At 64.9% G+C, this 20,513-nt stretch carries 10 protein-coding genes; 7 read left to right on the top strand and 3 right to left on the bottom strand.

Annotated elements, in window-relative coordinates:
• Positions 1–60: 60 nt before the first annotated feature.
• The 5 genes from ACLE20_RS14720 to ACLE20_RS14700 all read left to right on the top strand — a co-directional run bounded on the left by ACLE20_RS14720 (position 61) and on the right by ACLE20_RS14700 (position 12,339).
• A complete protein-coding gene (locus ACLE20_RS14720; RefSeq protein WP_410941067.1) occupies positions 61–6,621 on the top strand; it encodes a type I polyketide synthase in 6,561 nt (2,186 codons plus the stop codon).
• Positions 6,618–7,976 carry an O-antigen ligase family protein gene (locus tag ACLE20_RS14715; protein ID WP_410941066.1) on the top strand — a complete coding sequence of 453 codons (1,359 nt, stop codon included), beginning with the start codon at positions 6,618–6,620 and terminating at the stop codon, positions 7,974–7,976. The genes ACLE20_RS14720 and ACLE20_RS14715 overlap by 4 nt, the downstream gene beginning before the upstream one ends.
• Before the next feature lie 143 nt (positions 7,977–8,119).
• Positions 8,120–9,391 (top strand): polysaccharide biosynthesis/export family protein, encoded by a 1,272-nt coding sequence (locus ACLE20_RS14710; RefSeq protein ID WP_410941065.1) that lies wholly within the window; start codon positions 8,120–8,122, stop codon positions 9,389–9,391.
• Positions 9,392–9,470: 79 nt separating this feature from the next.
• Positions 9,471–11,096, top strand: coding sequence for a Wzz/FepE/Etk N-terminal domain-containing protein (locus ACLE20_RS14705; protein WP_410941064.1), 1,626 nt, complete (start codon positions 9,471–9,473; stop codon positions 11,094–11,096).
• Between the two features lies 1 nt (position 11,097).
• Positions 11,098–12,339, top strand: a complete 1,242-nt coding sequence (locus ACLE20_RS14700) for a glycosyltransferase family 4 protein (protein ID WP_410941063.1) — start codon at positions 11,098–11,100, stop codon at positions 12,337–12,339.
• Between the two features lie 26 nt (positions 12,340–12,365).
• Here ACLE20_RS14700 and ACLE20_RS14695 read toward each other — a convergent pair whose 3' ends face one another.
• The 3 genes from ACLE20_RS14695 to ACLE20_RS14685 all read right to left on the bottom strand — a co-directional run bounded on the left by ACLE20_RS14695 (position 12,366) and on the right by ACLE20_RS14685 (position 16,036).
• The gene (locus ACLE20_RS14695; RefSeq protein ID WP_410941062.1) at positions 12,366–13,349 is read right to left on the bottom strand and encodes a glycosyltransferase; all 984 of its coding nucleotides are present in this window, start codon (positions 13,347–13,349) and stop codon (positions 12,366–12,368) included.
• Positions 13,350–13,426: 77 nt separating this feature from the next.
• On the bottom strand, positions 13,427–14,800 hold the full coding sequence (locus ACLE20_RS14690) for an oligosaccharide flippase family protein (RefSeq protein WP_410941061.1): 1,374 nt from the start codon (positions 14,798–14,800) through the stop codon (positions 13,427–13,429).
• Positions 14,801–14,995: 195 nt separating this feature from the next.
• Complete coding sequence (locus tag ACLE20_RS14685) at positions 14,996–16,036, bottom strand: polysaccharide deacetylase family protein (RefSeq protein WP_410941060.1); 1,041 nt, start codon at positions 16,034–16,036, stop codon at positions 14,996–14,998.
• A gap of 1,137 nt (positions 16,037–17,173) precedes the next feature.
• Here ACLE20_RS14685 and bcsN point away from each other — a divergent pair.
• Both bcsN and bcsA read left to right on the top strand, forming a co-directional pair.
• A complete protein-coding gene (gene bcsN / locus ACLE20_RS14680; RefSeq protein WP_410941059.1) occupies positions 17,174–18,139 on the top strand; it encodes a cellulose biosynthesis protein BcsN in 966 nt (321 codons plus the stop codon).
• A 176-nt stretch (positions 18,140–18,315) separates the two neighbouring features.
• Positions 18,316–20,511, top strand: a complete 2,196-nt coding sequence (gene bcsA, locus ACLE20_RS14675; protein WP_410941058.1) for a UDP-forming cellulose synthase catalytic subunit — start codon at positions 18,316–18,318, stop codon at positions 20,509–20,511.
• The last annotated feature ends 2 nt before the right edge of the window (positions 20,512–20,513 follow it).

The following is a 20,513-nucleotide window of genomic DNA, read 5'->3' as shown; positions in this document are numbered from 1 at the left end:
AAAACTTTAATATTCTGTATTTTCATATCTGTGTTGCGTAGGTGAATGATGGCCGGTCCGATGGATGAAGCATCGCCCAGTGACATCGCGATCGTTGGAATGGCGCTGCGTGTGCCCGGCGCCGGGACAGTCGACGAATTTTGGCAGAACCTCAAGAACGGCGTGGAATCGATCCGAACGCTGACCCGCGAGGAGCTCGAGGCGAGCGGCGAAGCGGCGGAGCTGATCGAGCGGCCGAACTACGTGCCCCGCACCGCAGAACTTACCGATATGGAGATGTTCGACGCCGAGTTTTTCGGGATGAGCCCGAAGGATGCAGCGATCATGGATCCCCAGCACCGTCACTTCCTGGAATGCGCCTGGGCGGCGATGGAGGATGCGGGCCTGCAGCCGGAGACGCAGCAGGGGCCGATCGGCGTCTTCGCCGGCAGCGGCATGGGCAGCTACTTTTATTTCAATCTTTGCAGCCAGAAGGAGCTCGTCGAGGATGTCGGCATGTTCCTGCTGCGCCACACCGGCAACGACAAGGATTTTCTCTCCACCCGCGTCTCCTTCGCCTTCGACCTTCGCGGTCCGAGCGTCAATGTGCAGACGGCCTGCTCCACCTCGCTGGTGGCCGTGCACCAGGCCTGCCAGAGCCTTCTGAACGGGGAGTGCGATGCAGCGCTCGCTGGTGGTGTCACCATCGAGCAGCCGCATCGGCGCGGCTATCTGGCCCAGGAAGGCGAGATCCTTTCCCCCGATGGGCACTGCCGGCCCTTCGATCATCGGGCTGCCGGCACTATTTTCGGCAGCGGCGCCGGCGTCGTGGTCCTGAAGCGCCTGGCGGATGCGGTGGCCGAGGGCGACGTCATCCATGCCGTTATCAAATCGACCGCCGTCAACAATGATGGCGGCCAGAAGTCCGGCTATCTGGCGCCGAGCGTCACCGGCCAGGCGAGCGCCGCGATCGAGGCCATGGGCATGGCCGGCATCTCCGCCGATACGATCCACTATGTCGAATGTCACGGCACCGGCACCTATCTCGGCGACCCGATCGAGATCCAGGCGCTGACCGAGGCCTTCCGGCAGTCCGGCGGGGCGAACGGCCGTTGCTATGTCGGCTCGGTCAAGAGCAATATCGGCCATCTCGACACGGCCGCCGGCGTGGTCAGCCTGATCAAGACGGTGCTGGCGCTGAAGCACGGCGAGATCCCGCCAACCCTCGGCTTCGAGAAGCCCAATCCTGCCATTCCCTTCGAGAAGGGCCCGTTCCGGGTTGCCGATCGCCTGCTGCCCTGGCCGAGTGCCTCCGGCCGCCGCCGCGCCGCGGTCAATTCGCTCGGCGTCGGCGGAACGAACGCGCACGCCGTTCTGGAAGCCTATGAGCCGGCACCGGCAAAGGGCGGGAACGACGGTCGCGGGATCGTGCTCACCCTTTCAGGCCGCAACCGCGACGCGCTCCTGCACAATGCGCAGGCACTGGGCCAGGCCCTGGAGCGGCATCCGGAGCTGCGGCTGGAGGATGCGGCCTATACGCTCGCCAAGCGACGCAAGGCCTTCGACCGCCGCGGCGTGCTGGCCGTCCGCGACCGCGCGGATGCGATCGCGGCCCTTACCGCTGCGGATCCGCGGCGGCTCTTCGTGCATGACAAGCTGGCGACGCCGGGTCCGGTGGTCTTCCTGCTGCCCGGTGGCGGCGCGCAATATGCCGGCATGGGAGCGGCACTCTATCGCGCCGAGCCGCGCTTCCGGGCCGGTGTCGACGAAGGCCTCGGCTATCTCCCGCCAGAAACCGCGCAGCGGATCCGCAACGCCTGGCTCTTGGACGCCGGGGCGCTCTTGGAAGCGGGTGCGCGCGCGAAAGCCGATGCCGCGCTTCAGCCACCCTCCGTGCAGCTTCCTGCCATCGCTATCCTGGAAGTCGCGCTGGCCCGGCTCTGGATCGCAAAGGGCGTGAAGCCCGACGCCCTGCTCGGCCATTCGATGGGCGAGAACGCCGCCGCCTGCATTGCCGGCGTCATGAGCTTCCGCGACATGGTGCGCCTCGTACATCTGCGTGGCCAGTTGTTCGAGACCGTGCCACGCGGCGGCATGCTGGCGGTTTCCATGGCGGTGAGCGATCTGCAGCCGCTGATGCCGGAGGATCTCAGCCTCGCCTCCGTCAACGCACCCGGACTCTGCGTCGTCTCCGGTTCCGACGAGGCGCTGTCGCGCTTCCAGGCGGTGCTGTCGGCCCGCGAGATCGACTGCAATCGCGTGCCGATCGATATCGCCGCCCATTCGCATATGCTCGACGGCATCCTGGCGGAGTTCGAAGCCTTTCTGCGCTCGATCCCGCTCTATGCGCCGACGATCCCGATCGTCTCCAATGTCACCGGCACCTGGCTGACGGACGCCGAGGCGCGCGATCCGCTCTACTGGGTGCGCCATCTGCGCTCCACCGTGCAGTTCTCCGCAGGGCTCGCGCTGCTCGCAGAGACCCCGAACCGCGTCTATCTGGAGGTCGGCCCCGGCCGCGTCCTGTCCTCGATGGCGAAGCTGCAGGCGGGCATCGCCGCCAACCAGGTGATCAACAGTCTGCCGCATCCGGCCGAAGAGATCGCCGACGATCTCTGTTTCTCAAGCGCGCTCGGGCGCTGCTGGGCGATCGGCCTCGATGTCGACCCCATCCAGGACCTCGGGCCGACAGCCCGCCATGCGGCGCTGCCCACCTATGCCTTCCAGCACAAGCGCTATTTCATCGAACGGGCGGCACCGGTCGCCCTGCCCTCCGCACCGGCGCTTCTGCGCCAGGACGATATGGCCGACTGGGGATACGAGCCCTTCTGGAAGCCGACCTATGCCGAGCCGTTCGACACAAGCGAGCTTACCGTCTGGCTGGCTCTGCTGGACGGCGCCGTGGTCACGCGGGCGGCGGTGGAGCGCTTGCGGTCGCTCGGCCATACGGTGATTACCGTTCGGCCGGCCGATGCCTTCGCGCGCTTCTCGTCGACCGATTACGGCCTCTGCATCGAAGACGGGGAAGAGGCCTATCGCCGCCTGTTGCAGGCGATCCGCGAGGACGGTCATCGGCCGACCCGGATCATCCACGCGCTGCTGGTCGCGCCGATGAGCACGATCCGTATGGGTGCCGACCGCTTTCTCGCTAATCAGGACAAGGGGTTCCTCAGCCTCTTCTCCCTCGTGCGCGCGCTCGATGCCGTCGGCCTGGTCGAGGGCCTGCATCTCGACGTACTGACGACGGGCATGCAGTCGGTGGATCGCGAAGCGCTGCCCTACCCGGAAAAGGCGCTGGTGCTCGGTCCGGCGCTGGTCATTCCCAAGGAATATCCGGGCATCTCCATCCGCCTGATCGACATCAACGACGGAAGCGAACCGCCGGCCGAGCGGCCGATCTGGCGACTCGGCCGCCAGCCTTCGATCGGCGCCGGCGCGGCGGAGGCGGACCTTCTCTGGGACGATCTGACGGCGGCGCCGGCCAACGAGATCATCGCCTATCGCAAGGGCAAAAGATGGCGCCGCGATACGCGTCGGCTCTCGCTGGCCGAACGGGCCGAGCCCAGCGTCTCCTTCCGCAAGGGCGGCGTCTACATGCTGACCGGCGGGCTCGGCGACATCGCGCTCAGCCTCGCCGCCGATCTGGTCGAGCGCTATGAGGCGGCGATCATCCTTGTCGGCCGCAGCCAGCTGCCGGACCGCGAACAGTGGCCGCTCTATCTGAGGCTTCTGCCGGAAACCGACCAGACGGCCCGCGCCATCCGCGCGATCCAGCCGCTGGAGGCCAAGGGTGCCCGCATCCTGACGCTGAAGGCCGACGTGACCAGCATCGAGGAGATGACGGCCGCGCGCGCCAAGGCAGAGGCGGCCTTCGGGCCGATCAACGGGGTTCTTCACACCGCGGGTGTCGTGAAGGACGATCTGATTCCGATGAAGACGCTTCAGGACATCGATGCCGTGCTCGCGCCCAAGGTGCACGGCACCATGGTTCTGGACCGCGTCTTCGAAACCGCGCCGCTCGAGCTCTTCGTCCTCTTCTCCTCGACCAGCGCCGACCTGGCGCCCGTCGGCCAAGTGGATTACGTCGCGGCCAATGCCTTTCTCAATGCCTATGCCGAGAGCCGCAAGACCCACCCGACCCGCAAGACAGTCGCGATCCATTGGGGCATCTGGAGCGATATCGGCATCGCCGCCCGCGCCTTTGCCGCCCGCGGTCTACCCGACCATGCCGAGACCATCGTCGAACCGGCCAGCGGCCCGATCTTCGAGCATTGGGTCAAGGATGGCGAGGGCCAGTCCTGGCTGGAAGTGGGGCTCGACGTCAAAGCGCACTGGTTCCTGGACGAGCACCGGCTGCTGAACGGCGCCGCAGTCGTGCCTGGAACGGCCTATCTGGAGTTCATCGTCCAGGCCGTTCGCGAATATGGCATCCCGCTGCCTGTGACGATCTCCAACCTGCGCTTCCTCAACCCGGTCTTCGTCGAGGAAAAGCAGGGCCGCCGACTTCGCGTCCGGCTGAGACCCTCCGGCGGTGGATATCAGGTCCTGATCGTCGCCGAATTCGACGAGACGTTCCAAACGGTCGTTGATGCGCATCTTCTGGCGCGCGATCCGGAGGTGCCGGCCGGTCTCGACTTTCCGCGGGGCTGGGACGGCACGGCGCAAGGGCTCGCCGACGCGCCCGCCCTGCCCTCGATCCAGGAGGACCGCATCCGCTTCGGGCCGCGCTGGAAGGTGCTGCGGCGCCTGCGGGCGGACGGCGGACGGCTTCTGGCCCGTCTCGCCTTGCCGGTCGCAGTGCAGACCGACATCAAGGCCGGCTATGCGCTGCATCCCGGCTTGATGGACATCGCCACCGGCGCCGCCCTGGCATTGCTGCCGGGTGAGAAACTCGGCACCGGCCTGTGGATCCCGGTGGTCTACGGCCGGATCGACGTGCATCGCGACCTGCCGGCCGATCTGATCGTCGTCGGCGCATTGTCCGACGAGGAGCAGCCGGACGGCTTTGCGAGCTTCGATCTGAAGCTCTACGACACTGAGGGCCAGTTGGTCGCGACCGTTGGCCGCTACGGGATGAAGCGGCTCGATGAGGACGCCAGCTTCGCGCCGACCATGCGTCAATCCGGCGAGACCGGCAGGCGCGCCCGACCGGCCGCGACGGCCTCTTCCGAACAGGCCCGGCTTGCCCGCGCACTTCGCCAGGGCATTCGCCGCGCCGAAGGCCTGACTGCCCTGGAGCGAGCGATCGCCACCGGACGCAGTCAACCGATCGTCTCGTCGATCGATCTCCGGATCCTGGCGGAGGCCGCGAAGCCTGACGCCGGCGCCACGACCCGGCCGGCCCTTGCCGCCGCTGAGGCGGAGCCCGATGGCGGCGCGCCTCGCAGCCCGGTTGAACAGAGGCTCACCGCCTTCTGGAAGGACCTGCTCGGCGTTCCCCATGTCGGCGTCGATGATGATTTCTTCGAGATCGGCGGCCACTCGCTGATCGCGGTGCGGCTGTTCCGCTCGATCAAGGCGGCCTTTTCGATCGACATTCCGATGTCGGTGCTCTTCGAAGCCCCGACCATCGCCCAGTGCGCACGGATCATCGAGGAGCAGATCGGCACGCCGGCCGTGGCACAGGCGCCCGGCGAGGAGACGCCTGCCGCCGCCGAAACCGGGGCTGGAGAGGGCGGGTCTGGAGAGACGGGGCCGGCAAGACCGCCGGCGCCTGCGATCCGTCACGCCGTTTTGATGTCTCCCAGGGACCGCCAGGGCACGCCGCTTTTCATCTGCGCCGGCATGTTCGGCAATATCCTGAATCTGCGACAGCTGGCTTTGCATCTTGGCAGCGACCGGCCAATCTACGGCATGCAGGCCCGCGGCCTGTTCGGCGGGCTCGCGCCGCACGAGACCTTCGAAGACATGGCCAAGGATTATCTGGCCGAAATCCGGCAGATCCAGCCAGAGGGGCCCTATTATCTCGGCGGCTTCTCCGGTGGCGGCCTGGTTGCCTATGAAATGGCGCAGCAGTTGACCGCTGCAGGAGAACGAGTGGCGCAGGTGGTGATGCTCGATACACCGGTGCCGGGCAATGCCACGCTCTCGCTCATCAGCCGGCTCGAGATGAAGGCCCAGGATATCCGCCGCTATCGGCTGTCGTTCTTCTCCAACTGGGCGATGGGCTATGTGCGCTGGATCCGCGAGATGCGGGAGCGCCGCAATGGCCTGCGGGCCGAGACGAGCGAGACGCAGTTCCACAATCGCGATATCGAGGCCGCCTTCTACCGGGCGCTGGCTCGCTATGAGATCAAGCCCTATGACGGCCCGGTCCTTCTGCTGCGTCCGAAGCTCGAGGTGCTCTACACGCTGCGGGACGGCCGCCGCATCCAGGGCGGCCGAAAGGAGGCGCGCGAGGACAATGGCTGGTCGCCCTTCATCGCCGATCTGACGATTCACGAGGTTGCCGGCAGCCATGACAGCATGGTGCTGGAGCCGCAGGTTCGCGGTCTCGCGGCGCTCGTCAAGCGTGTCCTCACGGCGGCGGAAGCGAGACTCAAGTCACCGAGCCCGACCGAACGCGGCTCCAGCACCGAGGGCAGCGGCGCAAGTGCCGCCCAGGACAACCTCACTGCGACAAGACCGGAGGGCGTGGCATGAAATTCGTCGTCCTGACCATGGTTCTGGTCACGATCCTGCCGATCGTGCTCCTCGCACGGCGGCATGATCCGATCTTCCGCGTGCTGTGGTTCTGCCTCGGCTGCTTTCCCTTCCTGCTCAGCGCCATCCCCTTCTTCGACATCGGGATCCTGTCCTGGGGCGACCAGTGGATCGGCTTCGTGCATGGTGTCGAGGTTTCGGCCGTCGATTTCGTCGCGATCCTGTGCTTCCTGTCGCTCAAGCGACCGCGGCTGGTTGCCTGGCACCTCATTCCCCTCTGCCTCTGGATCGTGATGGCGGCCGTGTCCATGGTGCATGCGCCGCAGCCGATGGCGGCCTTCTTCGGCGTCTGGCAGCTGATGCGCGTCCTCCTCGTCACCGCCGTTGTCGCGAGCGCCGCCGAGGATGCCCGCGTGCCGTTCCTGATCCTGAAGGGCATGGCGCTCGGCCTCATCCTCAACGCCATTGCCAGTATCTGGCAGCATTTCGGACTGGGGCTCGCCCAGTCGCCTGGCCTGTTCCTGCACCAGAACACGCTCGGCATGATCACCCATTTCGTGCTCTTTCCGCATCTCGCCCTGCTGCTGGCGACGCGGCGGGAAAATCTCTACGTTTCCGCCACCGTCTTCGCCTGCCTGCTGGTCGTCGTGCTGACGGCATCGCGCGCCACTGTCGGCATCGCGCTCGTCGGCGTCGCACTGACCTATGTCATCGTCTTCCTCTCGGGCGCCACGCAGCGGCTGATCGCGATCGCACTGGCAGGAACGCTCTGTGCCGGTCTGCTTGCGCCGCTGGCGATCTCCGCCTTCAACAGCCGGTTCGACAAGTCGCCGCTCTCGGAAGATGTCTATGACGAGCGCGCGGCCTTCAACCGCACCGCCCTCTTCATCTTCCACGATCATCCCTTCGGCGTCGGGATCAATCACTATGTCTCCTTCGCGAAGAATGGCGGCTATGCGCAGCGGGGCGGCGTGGCGGACAATGAAAGCAACCGCAGCAACATCGTTCACAACGCCTACTGGCTGTCTGCGGCGGAGACCGGTTTCCTGGGCCTCGGCGCCTTCGCGCTGACGCTCGCCTCCGGCATCCTTGTCGCCTTGTGGGCCGCCTTCTCTATCCCAAACTCGACCTATCGGGCGCTGTTGCTCGGCCTTGCGGTCGCCACCACCATGGCCGCCTTCCATTCGACGCTCGAATGGATCATCTACATCAAGGACGTGCAATATGCCGTCGGGCTGACGATCGGCCTGGTGTCGCTCATCTCCGTCCAGTCGGCCCAACGCTTCCGGCGCCAAAACATCGTTCCGCCGCACAAATTTACCATTCTTAATCACTTTGTCCCGAGGGCACGGTGAGCTCTCTAGACTCGTGCCGCGCTCTCTCTGTAGAGTAAACGCGCAGTAAATTTTCATTGCCCATTACTTGAACGAAGCATTTTAGCCTCGATGGCGGAGCGTCCTCTTCCATCCACTGAGAGCATCAGCTCTGGAGACGATTTATGAGCAGTCCGGCGTCCGTTCTCCTTCGAACTGCCTTCCACCGCCTGCGGATCGGCGGCCTTGCGCTGGCCGTTGCGCTGATGGGCGTATCCGGCGCACAGGCGGAAACCTATCGGCTGGGCGTTCAGGACAAGCTGAAGATCCACGTCTCCGAATGGCCGGCTCTGACGGGCGATTTCACCGTCGGCGCCGATGGTCAGGTTTCGCTGCCGATCGTCGGCGAAATCCAGGCCATGGGCCTCCTGACGGGAGAACTCGCCGCAACCATCTCCCGCCGACTGCAGGAGAAGGGTGGCCTGAAGGATCCGCCGGACACGGCTGTCGACATCGCCTCCTACCGTCCCTTCTATATTCTGGGCCAGGTGGCACAGCCGGGCGAGTATTCCTACCGGCCGGGCATGGTGGTTCTCAACGCACTCAGCCTTGCAGGCGGTCTCTATCGCAGCGTGCGCGGCGGGGAATGGGCGCTTGATGCTTCGGCGATCAATTCGGTCGGTCAGCTGGCGCTGCTGAAATCCCGCAAGTTCGACCTCGAAGCCGAGCGTCAGAGACTGACGCTGGAAGCGGCCGGCGACACGGTGTTTCCAAGCCCGCCGGCAACCGCAGCCGTCGAGTTCGTGCGCGCCATGAGCGGCCAGAAGCTGCTCTTCGACGTCCGCCTGCAGCGCTTCCTCGAACAGAAGCGGGCGCTGGAAGCCTCGAAGGACGTCCACACCCGCGAAGTCGCCTCGCTCGAGGCCCAGATCGCCGTCGGCAAGGAGAATATCGATGCCGCCAAGAAGGAGCTCGAAAACGTCCGCAGCCTGACCCAGCGCGGTCTGGCCTCCAACCGGCTCTATCCGATGGAGCGGACGCTCTCCGAAGTGCGCAACGAGCTCGGCGATCTGGAGATCAAGCGCTTGCGGGCGGAAAAGGACCTCAACGAGGTGACCGGGCAGCTCGCGGAGCTCGAAGGTACCCGCAAGTCCGACGCCATCGGCGGTCTGCAGTCGATCAAGTCGCAGCTGCTCGATATCGACAAGCAGGAGAACTCGCTGAAGTCGCTGCTGCAATCAGCGTCCAACTACTCCGCCGACCTGGCGCAGGATGAGAGCGAGGAAGCGACCCCGATCCTCAGCTATACGATCGTGCGGCTCCAGGGCGATGCGACGGTGCAGATCGATGCGAGCGAAGTCACCCGCGTTCTGCCCGGCGATATCGTCAAGGTCGAGCGCGTTCTGCCGAAATCGCAAGCGACCACGGGCTCCGTCCCACGCCCCGACGTGAACTGACCATTTTTCAGCTGCGACCTCCGGATCGCCGATACTGTTATTCGCACGGCTGGTTTTTGAGGGCCGGAAAGGACTGGACGTGAGACACTCCAATCAGACCACCGCTGCTTCGGCACCCGCGCATTCGCTCTGGGAAACCGCAGCCGAGAGCGCGCCGTCGCGCTACAATTGGAAATGGGTCCTGCAGTCGGTCCTTGGCCAGCCGATGCTGATCGGCGCGATCACGGCCGTGGCCGTCGTCGTGGCCATCGCTCTCGTCCTGGTCCGGACCCCAACCTATTCCGCCTCGGCCACCGTGCAGGTCAGCAATCTGCGCCTGTCGATGAGCGGGCGGGAAGACGCCTATTTCGCGGAATCGCTCTACGATCCGAGCTTCGTCGACACGCAGGTCCAGATCGTTAATTCCAAGGCCGTCGCCGAAAGCGTGATCGACAGCCTCAAGATCGAATCGCCGCCGGAGAAGCCTGGCCTGATCGGCACGATCAAGGAATCGGTCGTCGGCCTGCTCGGCCCGGTCGTGGGCAAGGAAACCGAGGCTCAGGCGGAGGATACCGGCCGCGCGGCGCTGCTCCGCGCCTTCGGCGAAAGCCTCTCCGTCCAGCGCATCGGCCAGAGCGACCTGCTCGACATCCGCATTACCGACCGCTCGGCCGCCAATGCCGCCAAGATCGCCAACGAGGTGGCGCAGCAATATATCGCCAAGGTCGATGCGGACCGGGCCGATTTCGCCGAGTCCGGCAGCAGCTGGCTCCGCACGCGGCTTCAGGAGGTCGGCCCCAAGGCTCGCCTGCTTTCGGCCGCCACCACGCCGATCAACAAGGACGGCATGTCCGGACTGCTGATGGTGATCGTCGCCGCCGTGATCGGCTTCGCCATCGCCGTCTTCGTCGCTCTGGTGCGGGAACTGCTCGACACCTCGATCCGCTCGCCCGAGCAGCTCCGCACCGGCTGCGGCATCTCCTGCATCGGCATGGTTCCCACGTTGCGCGGTTCTCCCGAGACCCTCAAGGGCAAGGTTCTGCAGGAACGCTTCTCGCCGCTGTGGCAGACGCTCCGCCAAGCAGCCGTCATCGCCGACGGCGCCGGGCTCGGCACGAGACTGCGCATGGTCGGCTTCACCTCGACGCTTCCCGGCGAGGGCAAGACGCTGATGGCCACCAATTTCAGCGCGCTGATGGCCAGCGCCGGCCGGAAGGTGCTGCTGGTCGACGCCCAACCCTATCACTCCTCGGTCAGCGACCAGATCTCGCCGGCTGCCGGCCGCGGGCTCATCGCCTTCCTCGAAAGCCGCAATCAGCCTGTGAGCGCCTTCACCTGCCGCGACGCCGGCACGACCTACGACGTCCTGCCGCTCGACGACGATATCGACCGGGCGAAGGTGTCGCATCTCCTCTGGTCGGGCGGTATCGACCGGTTCTCGACGGGCATGGAGCAGTACGACCTCATCGTCTTCGATCTGCCGCCGATGATCGCGAGCGGGGACATGTTGGCCGCCTCCAACCATCTGGACGGGCTGTTCTATGTCGTGCGCTGGGGCAAGGTTAAGGAGGCTGAGCTCCGATCCGCGCTTGCCCTCGTCCCCTCGGTCCGCGATGCTCTCGGCGGCGCGCTCATCAACGGCGTCCGCTTGCGCAGGATGCGCCGCGTCTTCTCGCCGGAGGCTACCTTCCTGACGAAACAGAAGCTGCTTTCAAAGAAGGCATGACGTGGACGCCCGCATCGCAGAGACGGATAGGTCGGTCGCCTATCTGATGAACACATACCCCGTCCCGAGCGCGACCTTCATCCGCCGGGAGATCGAAGCGGTTGAACAGCTCGGTTTCGCCATCCGCCGCTTCGCCGTCCGGCCTTTCGATGGCACGCTGGTGGACGAGAGCGACCTACGCGAGCAGCAGAAGGTCACCTATATTTTGGCCGGCAATCAGCGGAAGCTGATCGCAGCGCTCGGCAAGGAGCTGATCGGCAACCCGCTCGGGCTCGTGCGGGTCCTGCCGCTTTGGCTGACTCTGATGCGCAATGCCGGGTGGCAGGTCGTGCCGCATTGCGCCTATCTGTTGCAGGCGATCTATTTTCGCCAGCAGGCGGCGCTGCACGGCATCCGCCATGTCCATGCCCATTACGCGACCAATGCCGCGGCGGTGGCGATGCTGGCGCACAAGCTCGGCGGTGCCGCCTACAGTTTTACCTCCCATGGACCCGATGAATTCGTCGATCCGGGCCGGCTGAGCTTCTCGAAGAAGATCGGCAATGCCGCCTTCGTCGTGGCCATTTCGGACTATTGCCGCTCGCGGCTGCAGGCGCTCTCGGAGAGCCCGAAGGATGTAGCGAAGATCGCCATTGCCCGCTGCGGCATCCGCCTGCAGGACTTCGTGCCGACCGAAGCGAAGGATCCGGGCAATCAGACGATCGTCTGCGTCGGCCGCCTCTGCCCGCAAAAGGGCCAGGTGCATATACCAGCCGCCGCCGCGCGCCTGAAGGAGGAGTTCCCCGGGCTCCGCATCATTCTCGTCGGCGATGGCGAAAGCCGCGCGGCGATCGAAGCGGAAATCCGCAACCATGGGGTTGCCGAAAGCGTGACCATCCACGGCTGGGCTTCGAATCCCGAGGTGCGGCGGATGATCCGCGACAGCCGGGCCTTGCTGCTGCCAAGCTATGCGGAGGGCCTGCCGGTGGTGCTGATGGAGGCGCTGGCGCTCGGCCGGCCCGCGATCACCACGCGCATTGCCGGAATTCCGGAACTGATCGATCCGAGCTGCGGCTGGCTGATCGAGCCGGGCAATGTCGACGAGCTTGCCCAGGCGATCCGCGACTGCCTCGCCTGCCCGACCGAGACCCTGAGCGAGATGGGACGCACCGGGCGGGCACGCGTCGAGCGGATGCACGATCTCTCGACATTGGCGACCGCGTTGCGCCAGCTGTTCCAAGGATCGCTCGCCAGGGCCGGCTGAAGGATCGCCCGCCTGTGGCGACCCGTCTAACCCTTATATTCGATCAGCTGACTGCGGCGGTGTTGCAGGCGGCGGAGATGGAAGCGGAGGACACCGTCCACCTCCGCGAACTTGCCGAGGATGCTCAGGGCCCCCCCCTGCCAGTTGCGCAGATCCCGCCACCCCGCCTTCAGCGCCAGGCGTGCCGCCTGGGCCGGATAGGCAAGCAGCAGAAGCAAGGCGGCGGGTCCGACGAGAAGGGCAAGCAGCAGGGAGGCCGGCAGGAGCGCGCTCCAGAGCACGGCGCGGCGGGTGCTTGCCTGCCAGATCCTGTCCGGAGCATGCCGATACATCCAGGAGACTTCGGCAAAGGCGTGGCCCGCCCGGACCGAGCGGCGCCACCACTGCCCGAACCGCGTGATCGCTGCATCATGGAGCGTCATCTCGTGGTCGATGCGGCGGATCTTCCAGTTCAGACGTCGGAGCCTCAGGCAAAGTTCCGGCTCCTCGCCGGCAACGAGATCCTCGCGATAGCCCCGAACGGCTTCGAAGGCCGTCCGGCGCATCAGCGCATCCCCGCCGCAGGCATCCGCCTCGCCGATCGGCGTATCCCATTCGCGGTCGCAGAGCCAATTGTAGATAGTCGCATCGGGCCGACGCTCTCGCCGCCGGCCGCAGACGACCGCGCAGTCCGGATAGAGCCTCAGTTCCTCCGCCGCGCGGGCCAGCCAGCCCGCATCCACCATGCAGTCGCCATCGACGAATTGCACCAGGCCAATCTCGGGCTGCGAGGCAACCAGGCGGGCAAAGCCCGCATTGCGCGCGCGGGCGGCGGTGAAGCCGCTGGTCATATCGAGCTGGAGAACGCGCGCCCCGAGGCGTTGCGCCGCCTCGACGCTGCCATCGGTCGAGCCGGAATCGACATAGACGGTCGCCGTGATCCGCGAACCGAGCGAGGTCAGGCAGTCGATCAGACGCTGCCCTTCATTGCGGCCGATGACCACGATGCCGATCGCGCCCTGCCCGTTCATTTTACGCCTCCCAAACTCATGTCACGACGTCCGAAACGTCTCCCGCCCCGAACTGCTTCCCCACCGACACGGCACCCTCAGAAGAGACCCCCGAAGATCGTTTCGAGCGGATAGGGATAGCCGGCCGCCTGGCGAACCGACAGGACCGCGGCGACCATGGACAGCATGAGGATCGTCAGCAGGGCATCCTGCCGGAGGAAGGAGAGTTTCAGCCGGCGTTGCCCGACCGCGATCGGCAGATAGCGTATGGCTTCCGCCGCGGCGATGACGAGGATGACGGCTTCCAGGCCCGACAGGGCGAAGGCGAGCGGCAGGCCGACCAACATGCAGCCAAGCTTCATGAGATTGGCCGTCGCGCCATAGACCGGGCGGCCCATGCCGAGCACGGCATATTCATTGACAGTGCAGAGGATCGCCGCCCAGGCGCCGAGCAGCGAGAGCGACAGCATCCAGCCCGCCTCCTGGTAGCGGGGGTCATAGACGAGATCGACGGCAAGGTCGGACACGGCAACGCCGAAGCCGATCGCGAGCGCCGCCACCGAGAGCACTTTGAAGCGGATCGGCCGGAGCTGCTCGCGCACATCGACGCTGGCGTCATGCGACTGCGCGGCGATGAGCGGAAAGAGGACGAGATGGCCGAGGCGTGCCATCAGCATGACGGGGAGATCGGCGATATTGCGCGCAATCCCGTAGATGCCGAGAATGGCGAGCGGCATCGAATAGGCGAGATAGAGCTTGTCGAAATTGGCGCAGAAGAAGGCGAGCAGCGAGGAGACGAAGATCCATTTGCCGAAGGAGAGGATCTCGTGCAGATGCCGCTTGTCCAGCAAGAAGCGGTTTCTCTGCCCACGCGGCACGATCGCATGGCTCGCCACCAGGCGCACGCTCGCGGCAAGCACGCTTGCCGTCACCAGGCCCCAGATGGTGGGGCTGAGATAGGTAAAGAGGATCACCAAGGCCGAGCCGGAGAGATCCATACAGAGATCGAAGCTGTTCAGCCGTCCGACCCTGAGGTCGCGCTGCATCAGGAACAGCGAGGTCGAGGTCAACCCGAGGACCAGAAGCGTCAAGGCGCCCAGCTGGATGGCCGCAGCCGAGATGCCATAGACCTGCGACAGCGGATAGGCGGCCACGAACAGGACGAGGAACAGCGCAAGGCCGCGCATCGCCTGCACCGTCCAGGCCGTGTTGTAGAAGGTCGGATCATCACCCTTGGCGTTGCGAACGACGCTCTGGCCGATCCCGACATCGGTAATCAGCTCGACGCCGGTCTTCAGCGTGTTGATGATCGCCGCGATCCCGAAGACTTCCGGCGCGACAAGCCGCGACAGGATGACATTGGTCCCGAAGCGGAGGATGACGGTGAGCCCGAAGGCACCGATCGTCAGCAGTCCACCCGCGGCGGCACGCCGACGGAAGGGGTTGATCTTTTCCGCAGTGTCCAGCGCCAAGCGATTTCGTCCAATTCAAAAGGAAACACAAGACTTTGCGCATCCGGTTCAAACAGGCGGTCGCGCATCACTCGAAGAAAAAGAATAAAATAATTTGCTCTGCCCCGTTCATCTTCCCGAAGCCGGTTGACCATCAACGATTTCGATAGGGAAGAAAAGCCCTTTTACCGGCTTTACAGACGTTTCGCCCGCAATCTACCTCCGCCTGAAGGCAAGGCCGGAGGCGAGACCGGCGACATAGCGGCGTTTCTGCAGGCGCCCATCGAGATTGACCCGTGGCGCGGCCGTCAGCCGGGAACCATCGCCTGTCTGCAGCAGCGCCTGCACGGTGGTGACGCCGAGCGTGAAACCGCAGGCCGCCAGGGCCTCAGACTCGCGTGGACCGGCCTGTGCGTGATGGCCATAGGGAAAAGCAAATGCCGTCGGGGTCCGCCCGATGATCGCCGCCACCGCATCCCGCGACGATATGATCTCCTGATGCAGTTCCTCCGGCGAAAGCCGGGCCATGGCGCGGTGACTGACCGAGTGGGCACCGATGGTGGCGAGCGGATGGCGCGAGAGAGCCTTCAGCTCCGCCTCGTCCAAGACCAGCGCATGGGCCGAGGCGAGCGGATCGAGACCGCGGGCGCGCGCCGCCTCATTGAGTGCCGCGATCGCGCGGCGCTCGTCGCCCTGCATGATCCGCTGGCCGATGACGGCATAGGCCGCCCTCTTCTGGGCAACGCTGCGTGCCGGCAAGGTCTCGATCCCTTGGCCGAGGTCGAGCGTCAGGCTTGTCTCGGAGCGCAGCAGCGCCAGCGCCGTCTCCCACCACAGGCTATGGGTCCGGCGGATGAAGCCCGTGCAGGCGAAGACGGTGAACGGCACGCCGTGGCGCTCGAAGACCGGCAAGGCATGATCGACATTGTCCCGATAGCCATCGTCCAAGGTGAAGACGGCGAAGGGCCGGGTCTCCGGTCCCGCCAGCCGGGCCGGAACGGCCTCTATCGACAGGAAGTCGTAACCCCGCGCCGCGAGCTCGGTGATCACGAGCTCCAGAAAATCGGGAGTGATCTCCAGGTGCCCGTTGGGATCGAGAGGAGATGAGATTTTGGGGCGCACATGGTGCAGCGTGAGAATGACACCGCGTCCCCGCGGCTTATTGGAAAGACCTGTCGAGGCTGCCAGCGAAGCCGCCTCCAGAATGGCTGTCCTGGCGGAAAACTTCGCCGTCTCGATCAGGCGAAGACGGCTCACCGCACGCCGTGCTGGCGGAGTCTGCGCTCTGGCTCGGCGCGGCGATAGTGACGCTCGACGCGGTCAAGGGGCCGCTCGGTGGCGACGGGAGTTCGACGCTGGCGCGTCGCAGGCGTCCGGCTCTTTTCGGCCAGCACAATGGCGAGCACAACGAGCAGCGCGAGCGGCCACACGGTACAGGCCAAGACCCCTGCAATTCGCAGGGGAGTCCACCCCGATCGGCTCCGTCGACCCTCAACAAGCACAAAGAGGAGAAAGATCAAAGCGATCAGCGCGTAAGCTATCCACAAGACAGAGATCATCATCATTTCCGTTCCACATCGCCGGACAGACATCCGGACAATGCCGCTGTCACCTTGATCGAAGCCTGCGCTCCACAGGGGAGAGCCGAATCAACGGGATACTCGCCCTATCGAAGCCTGGAGGCTATCGCGAAGATTCCTAATGGTTCGTTAATGAGGCGCGAGCAAGTCGAACGAGCAAGGCTAGGGCGACGAATCAAGCAAGCGGGAGTCGGCCTCGTTCTGCACTGTCGGAAAGGCCTTCTTCACAGGAGCAAAGGGGACGCAATCATGGTCTTTGATCGGACCGTCGCGCTTCGAGAGGCTCCGCAGAACGATTCCACCAGAGGAACGAACCCGGTCGTCGCTCCTTAAGCAAGCTGCTCCTGCCGCAGGGCCAGCAAAACGGCCAGGCAAGCGACGCGGGATCGTCGGTCCCTGCCTCCGCTTCCGGCCCTCACTATCCCTCGTCTGAGCAGGGATGACACACTGCCCACTGCTTCGCTCGCCCCTCTAGGATTGAGGATTCCCTTTTCAAGCGAATCATCTATGCATCGAAACAGAACGACGAGGGTTTGTTGATCGGTGTTTTCCGCGCCCTCCCGTGACGCCGCCACAGCTTGTCAAGTTGAGCTTACGCTAACCATTCAAACGAATGGCTTACCGGTAGGCCGCCCGGACTCGTGAAAAATTCAGGATATGCCGGGACAATCATGTGCAACGAATTTAACGTGAGAGTGCGCTTTTGGCCCGTTCGTCCTGCCGTCCCAATCATTCTCCTTCGCTCTTCGGTTTGCTGGCTGTCGGTATCGTTCTAGCGGTCGTGCCCGGCTGCGGAACGGCGGGTGGGCTCAAGATGAGCGGCGCACCGACCGAAGTGCCCCTCGAGCAGGCAATGGCCTTTCCGCCGCCCGGCGGTCCGGGGATCGTCAGCGTGGTGGAACGCAAATATTCGAACGCGATCGAGCAGGAGATCCTGCTCGAGACCGCAACCGTAACGCCCGGTGAGAACTACCTGAAGGTTCAGTTCTACGGACCGAGCGAACCCGGGCTGGCCGGAGCCGATCGCCTTTCGCGCGCCGGCTTCAACACCGGAAAGATTGCTCGCGATCTGCGCTCGATGTTCCCGAGCATGCCGATGGCGATCACCGCCACTTACCAGCAGAACGGCTATGGCCCCTTCGGCTATGCTTACGGTGTCGACACCCAGCGTGGCGAAAGCTGCCTCTATGCCTGGCAGGAGATCAGCTCCTCGGACCATGCCCGCAACGGCATCAAGGATCTCGGAATGATCCGCACGCGCCTGCGGCTATGCGAACCGGACAGCTCGCTCGCTGCCCTGCTTTCGGTCATGTACCATTACACCCTGAACGGCGGCTTCGACGCTCAAAACTGGAATCCCTATGGTCCGCCGCCGGAGCCCGATGCTCGGATCGGCGCCGCGGGCAAGCCGATCTACAGCCTGCCCGGCGAAGAGCTCGTCGTGACGCCGCGTGCCGTGCCGACCGCGGCACCGCGCCCGCGGGTCCGCGCGACGGCGGCGCGGGTCGAGGTCGAGGCCCCGGCACCGGCAGTGACGCGCCGCCCGGCGGTTGAAGCGCTGGTGCCCCGCTCTCCTGCGGCCACCCCGACGGTCCTGATCCCCACACCCAGCCTGCCGCGCCCGGCCGACGCCGCGGCCGAAGCCCGCACGGTCGGAATTCCCTCCGACCGGACGGGCCCGGCCCCGTCCAAGGCGCCGACGTCAGCGCCGGTCATTCCGGCGCCACCATCCATTCCGTCCGCACCGTGCACTGCGAAAGAGGCATGCACCGGTTTTTAACGAGGGTCGCTTACGGTGCCTTTCGAGAATGACGTCTCTCGGCTTAGCGGCCGGGCGAGCCGAACTTACAGACCCCAGGCCTTCGACCTGTGCCGACAGCCCGACAGCGCGCGGGCGCGACACAGGTCGCATCATTCACTGCATGTCCCACTGGTTCCCGAGAGAAAGCCCATTCCATGGTCAAGGCGATCACCATAGTCAGTTGGATGCTCGTATCGCTGTTCGTCATCAACCTGGTGACCCTTCCGGTCAGCGTCTCGACGCATCTGGTGGCGGCCTTTCTCTGCATGGTGCTGCTCGCGGCACTGAAGATTTTCGACAAGAACGGAAAATGGCGGCTGATCGGGCTCGGTTTCGGGACGGCGATCGTTCTGCGCTACGTCTATTGGCGGACGACCAACACGCTGCCGCCGCTCTCCCAGCCGGAAAACTTCATCCCGGGCTTCCTGCTCTATCTCGTTGAAATGTATAGCGTCGCCATGCTGGCGCTCAGCCTGTTTCTCGTCTCCATGCCGCTTCCGGAGAAGAAGAAGCGGGCGCCGAAGACGACCGGCGACCTGCCGAAGGTCGATGTCTTCGTTCCGACTTATAATGAAGACAGGGAGCTTCTCGCCAATACGCTTGCGGCCGCCAAGAACATGGACTACCCGGCCGACAAGCTGACCATCTGGCTGCTCGACGACGGCAGCACCGTTCAGAAGCGCTCGGTCAACGACGTGCCCTCCGCCAAGGCGGCCGAGCGGCGCTATGCGGAGCTGACGAAGCTCGCAGCCGATCTCGATGTGAAATATCTCACCCGCGAGCGCAACGAGCATGCCAAGGCCGGCAACCTCAACAACGGCCTCAAGCATTCCGACGGCGAACTCGTCGTGGTCTTCGACGCCGACCACGCGCCGGCACGCGACTTCCTTCATGAGACAGTCGGCTATTTCGAGGAGGACCCGCGGCTCTTCCTGGTTCAGACGCCGCACTTCTTCCTCAATCCCGACCCGATCGAGCGGAACCTGAAGACCTTCGGCCATATGCCGAGCGAAAACGAGATGTTCTATGGCCTGATCCAGCGTGGCCTCGACAAGTGGAATGCCTCGTTCTTCTGCGGTTCCGCCGCCGTGTTGCGCCGCCGGGCGCTGGAGGAAACCGACGGTTTCTCCGGCATCAGCATCACCGAAGACTGCGAAACCGCGCTGGCGCTGCATTCGCGCGGCTGGAACAGCGTCTATGTCGACCGGCCGTTGATTGCCGGGTTGCAGCCGGCCACCTTCGCGAGCTTCATCGGCCAGCGGTCGCGCTGGGCGCAGGGCATGATGCAGATCCTGATGTTCCGCATGCCCATGTTCAAGCGCGGCCTGACGCTTGCCCAGCGGCTCTGCTACATGTCGTCGACACTGTTCTGGCTCTTCCCCTTCCCGCGCATGATGTTCCTCATCGCGCCGCTCTTCTATCTGTTCTTCGACCTCGAGATCTTCGTGGGCTCTGGCGGCGAGTTCTTCGCCTATACGATGACCTACATGCTCGTGAACCTCTTGATGCAGAACTACCTCTATGGCCGCTATCGCTGGCCATGGATCTCCGAGATCTACGAATATGCCCAGACGGTGCATCTGCTGCCCGCGGTCATCTCGGTGATCCTCAATCCGAGCAAGCCGACATTCAAAGTCACGGCCAAGGACGAGTCGATCGCCGAGAGCCGCCTGTCGGAGATCGCGCTGCCCTTCTTCGTCATCTTCGGCGTGCTGCTCGCCGCCATGGGCATGGTCGTCTACCGGCTCTACACCGAGCCGGCCAAGATCGACGTCACCCTCGTCGTCGGCGGCTGGAACCTCCTGAACCTGATCTTCGCCGGCTGCGCGCTCGGCGTCGTCACTGAGCGGGGCGACAAGTCGGCGGCCCGGCGCGTCAAGATCATGCGGCGCTGCGAGTTCAAGGTTGGCGAAAGCTGGTATCCGGCAGTCATCGAGAACGTCTCGGTCAACGGCATGCTCGTGCATGTCTACGACAAGACGCTGAAGCCGCTTACCCCCGGCAGCTTCGAGGCAATCCGCGTGATCCCCTATAGCGAGGGCGTGCCGGATACGATGCAGGTCAACATCGTGCGCAGCGCCAAGGGCGACGGCGAGTCGATCAGCCTCGGCTGTGCCTTTGCGCCGCAATCGGCCGTCGACCACCGGCTGATCGCCGACCTGATGTTCGCAAACTCCGCGCAGTGGAGCGAATTCCAGATGGGCCGCCGCAAGAACCCAGGGCTCATCCGCGGCACGATCTCGTTCCTCGGCATCGCTCTCTTCCAGACCGGGCGCGGGCTCTACTATCTGCCGCGCGGCTTCTCCAGCATCCGCCCGAAGCTCCCCGTTCTCGCGTCCAAGGCCCGGTGATT

The organism is Rhizobium sp. YIM 134829 (genome assembly GCF_046546455.1).
Note: the sequence above shows the minus strand (reverse complement) of the source record. Positions and strands in the feature narration are given on the sequence as shown.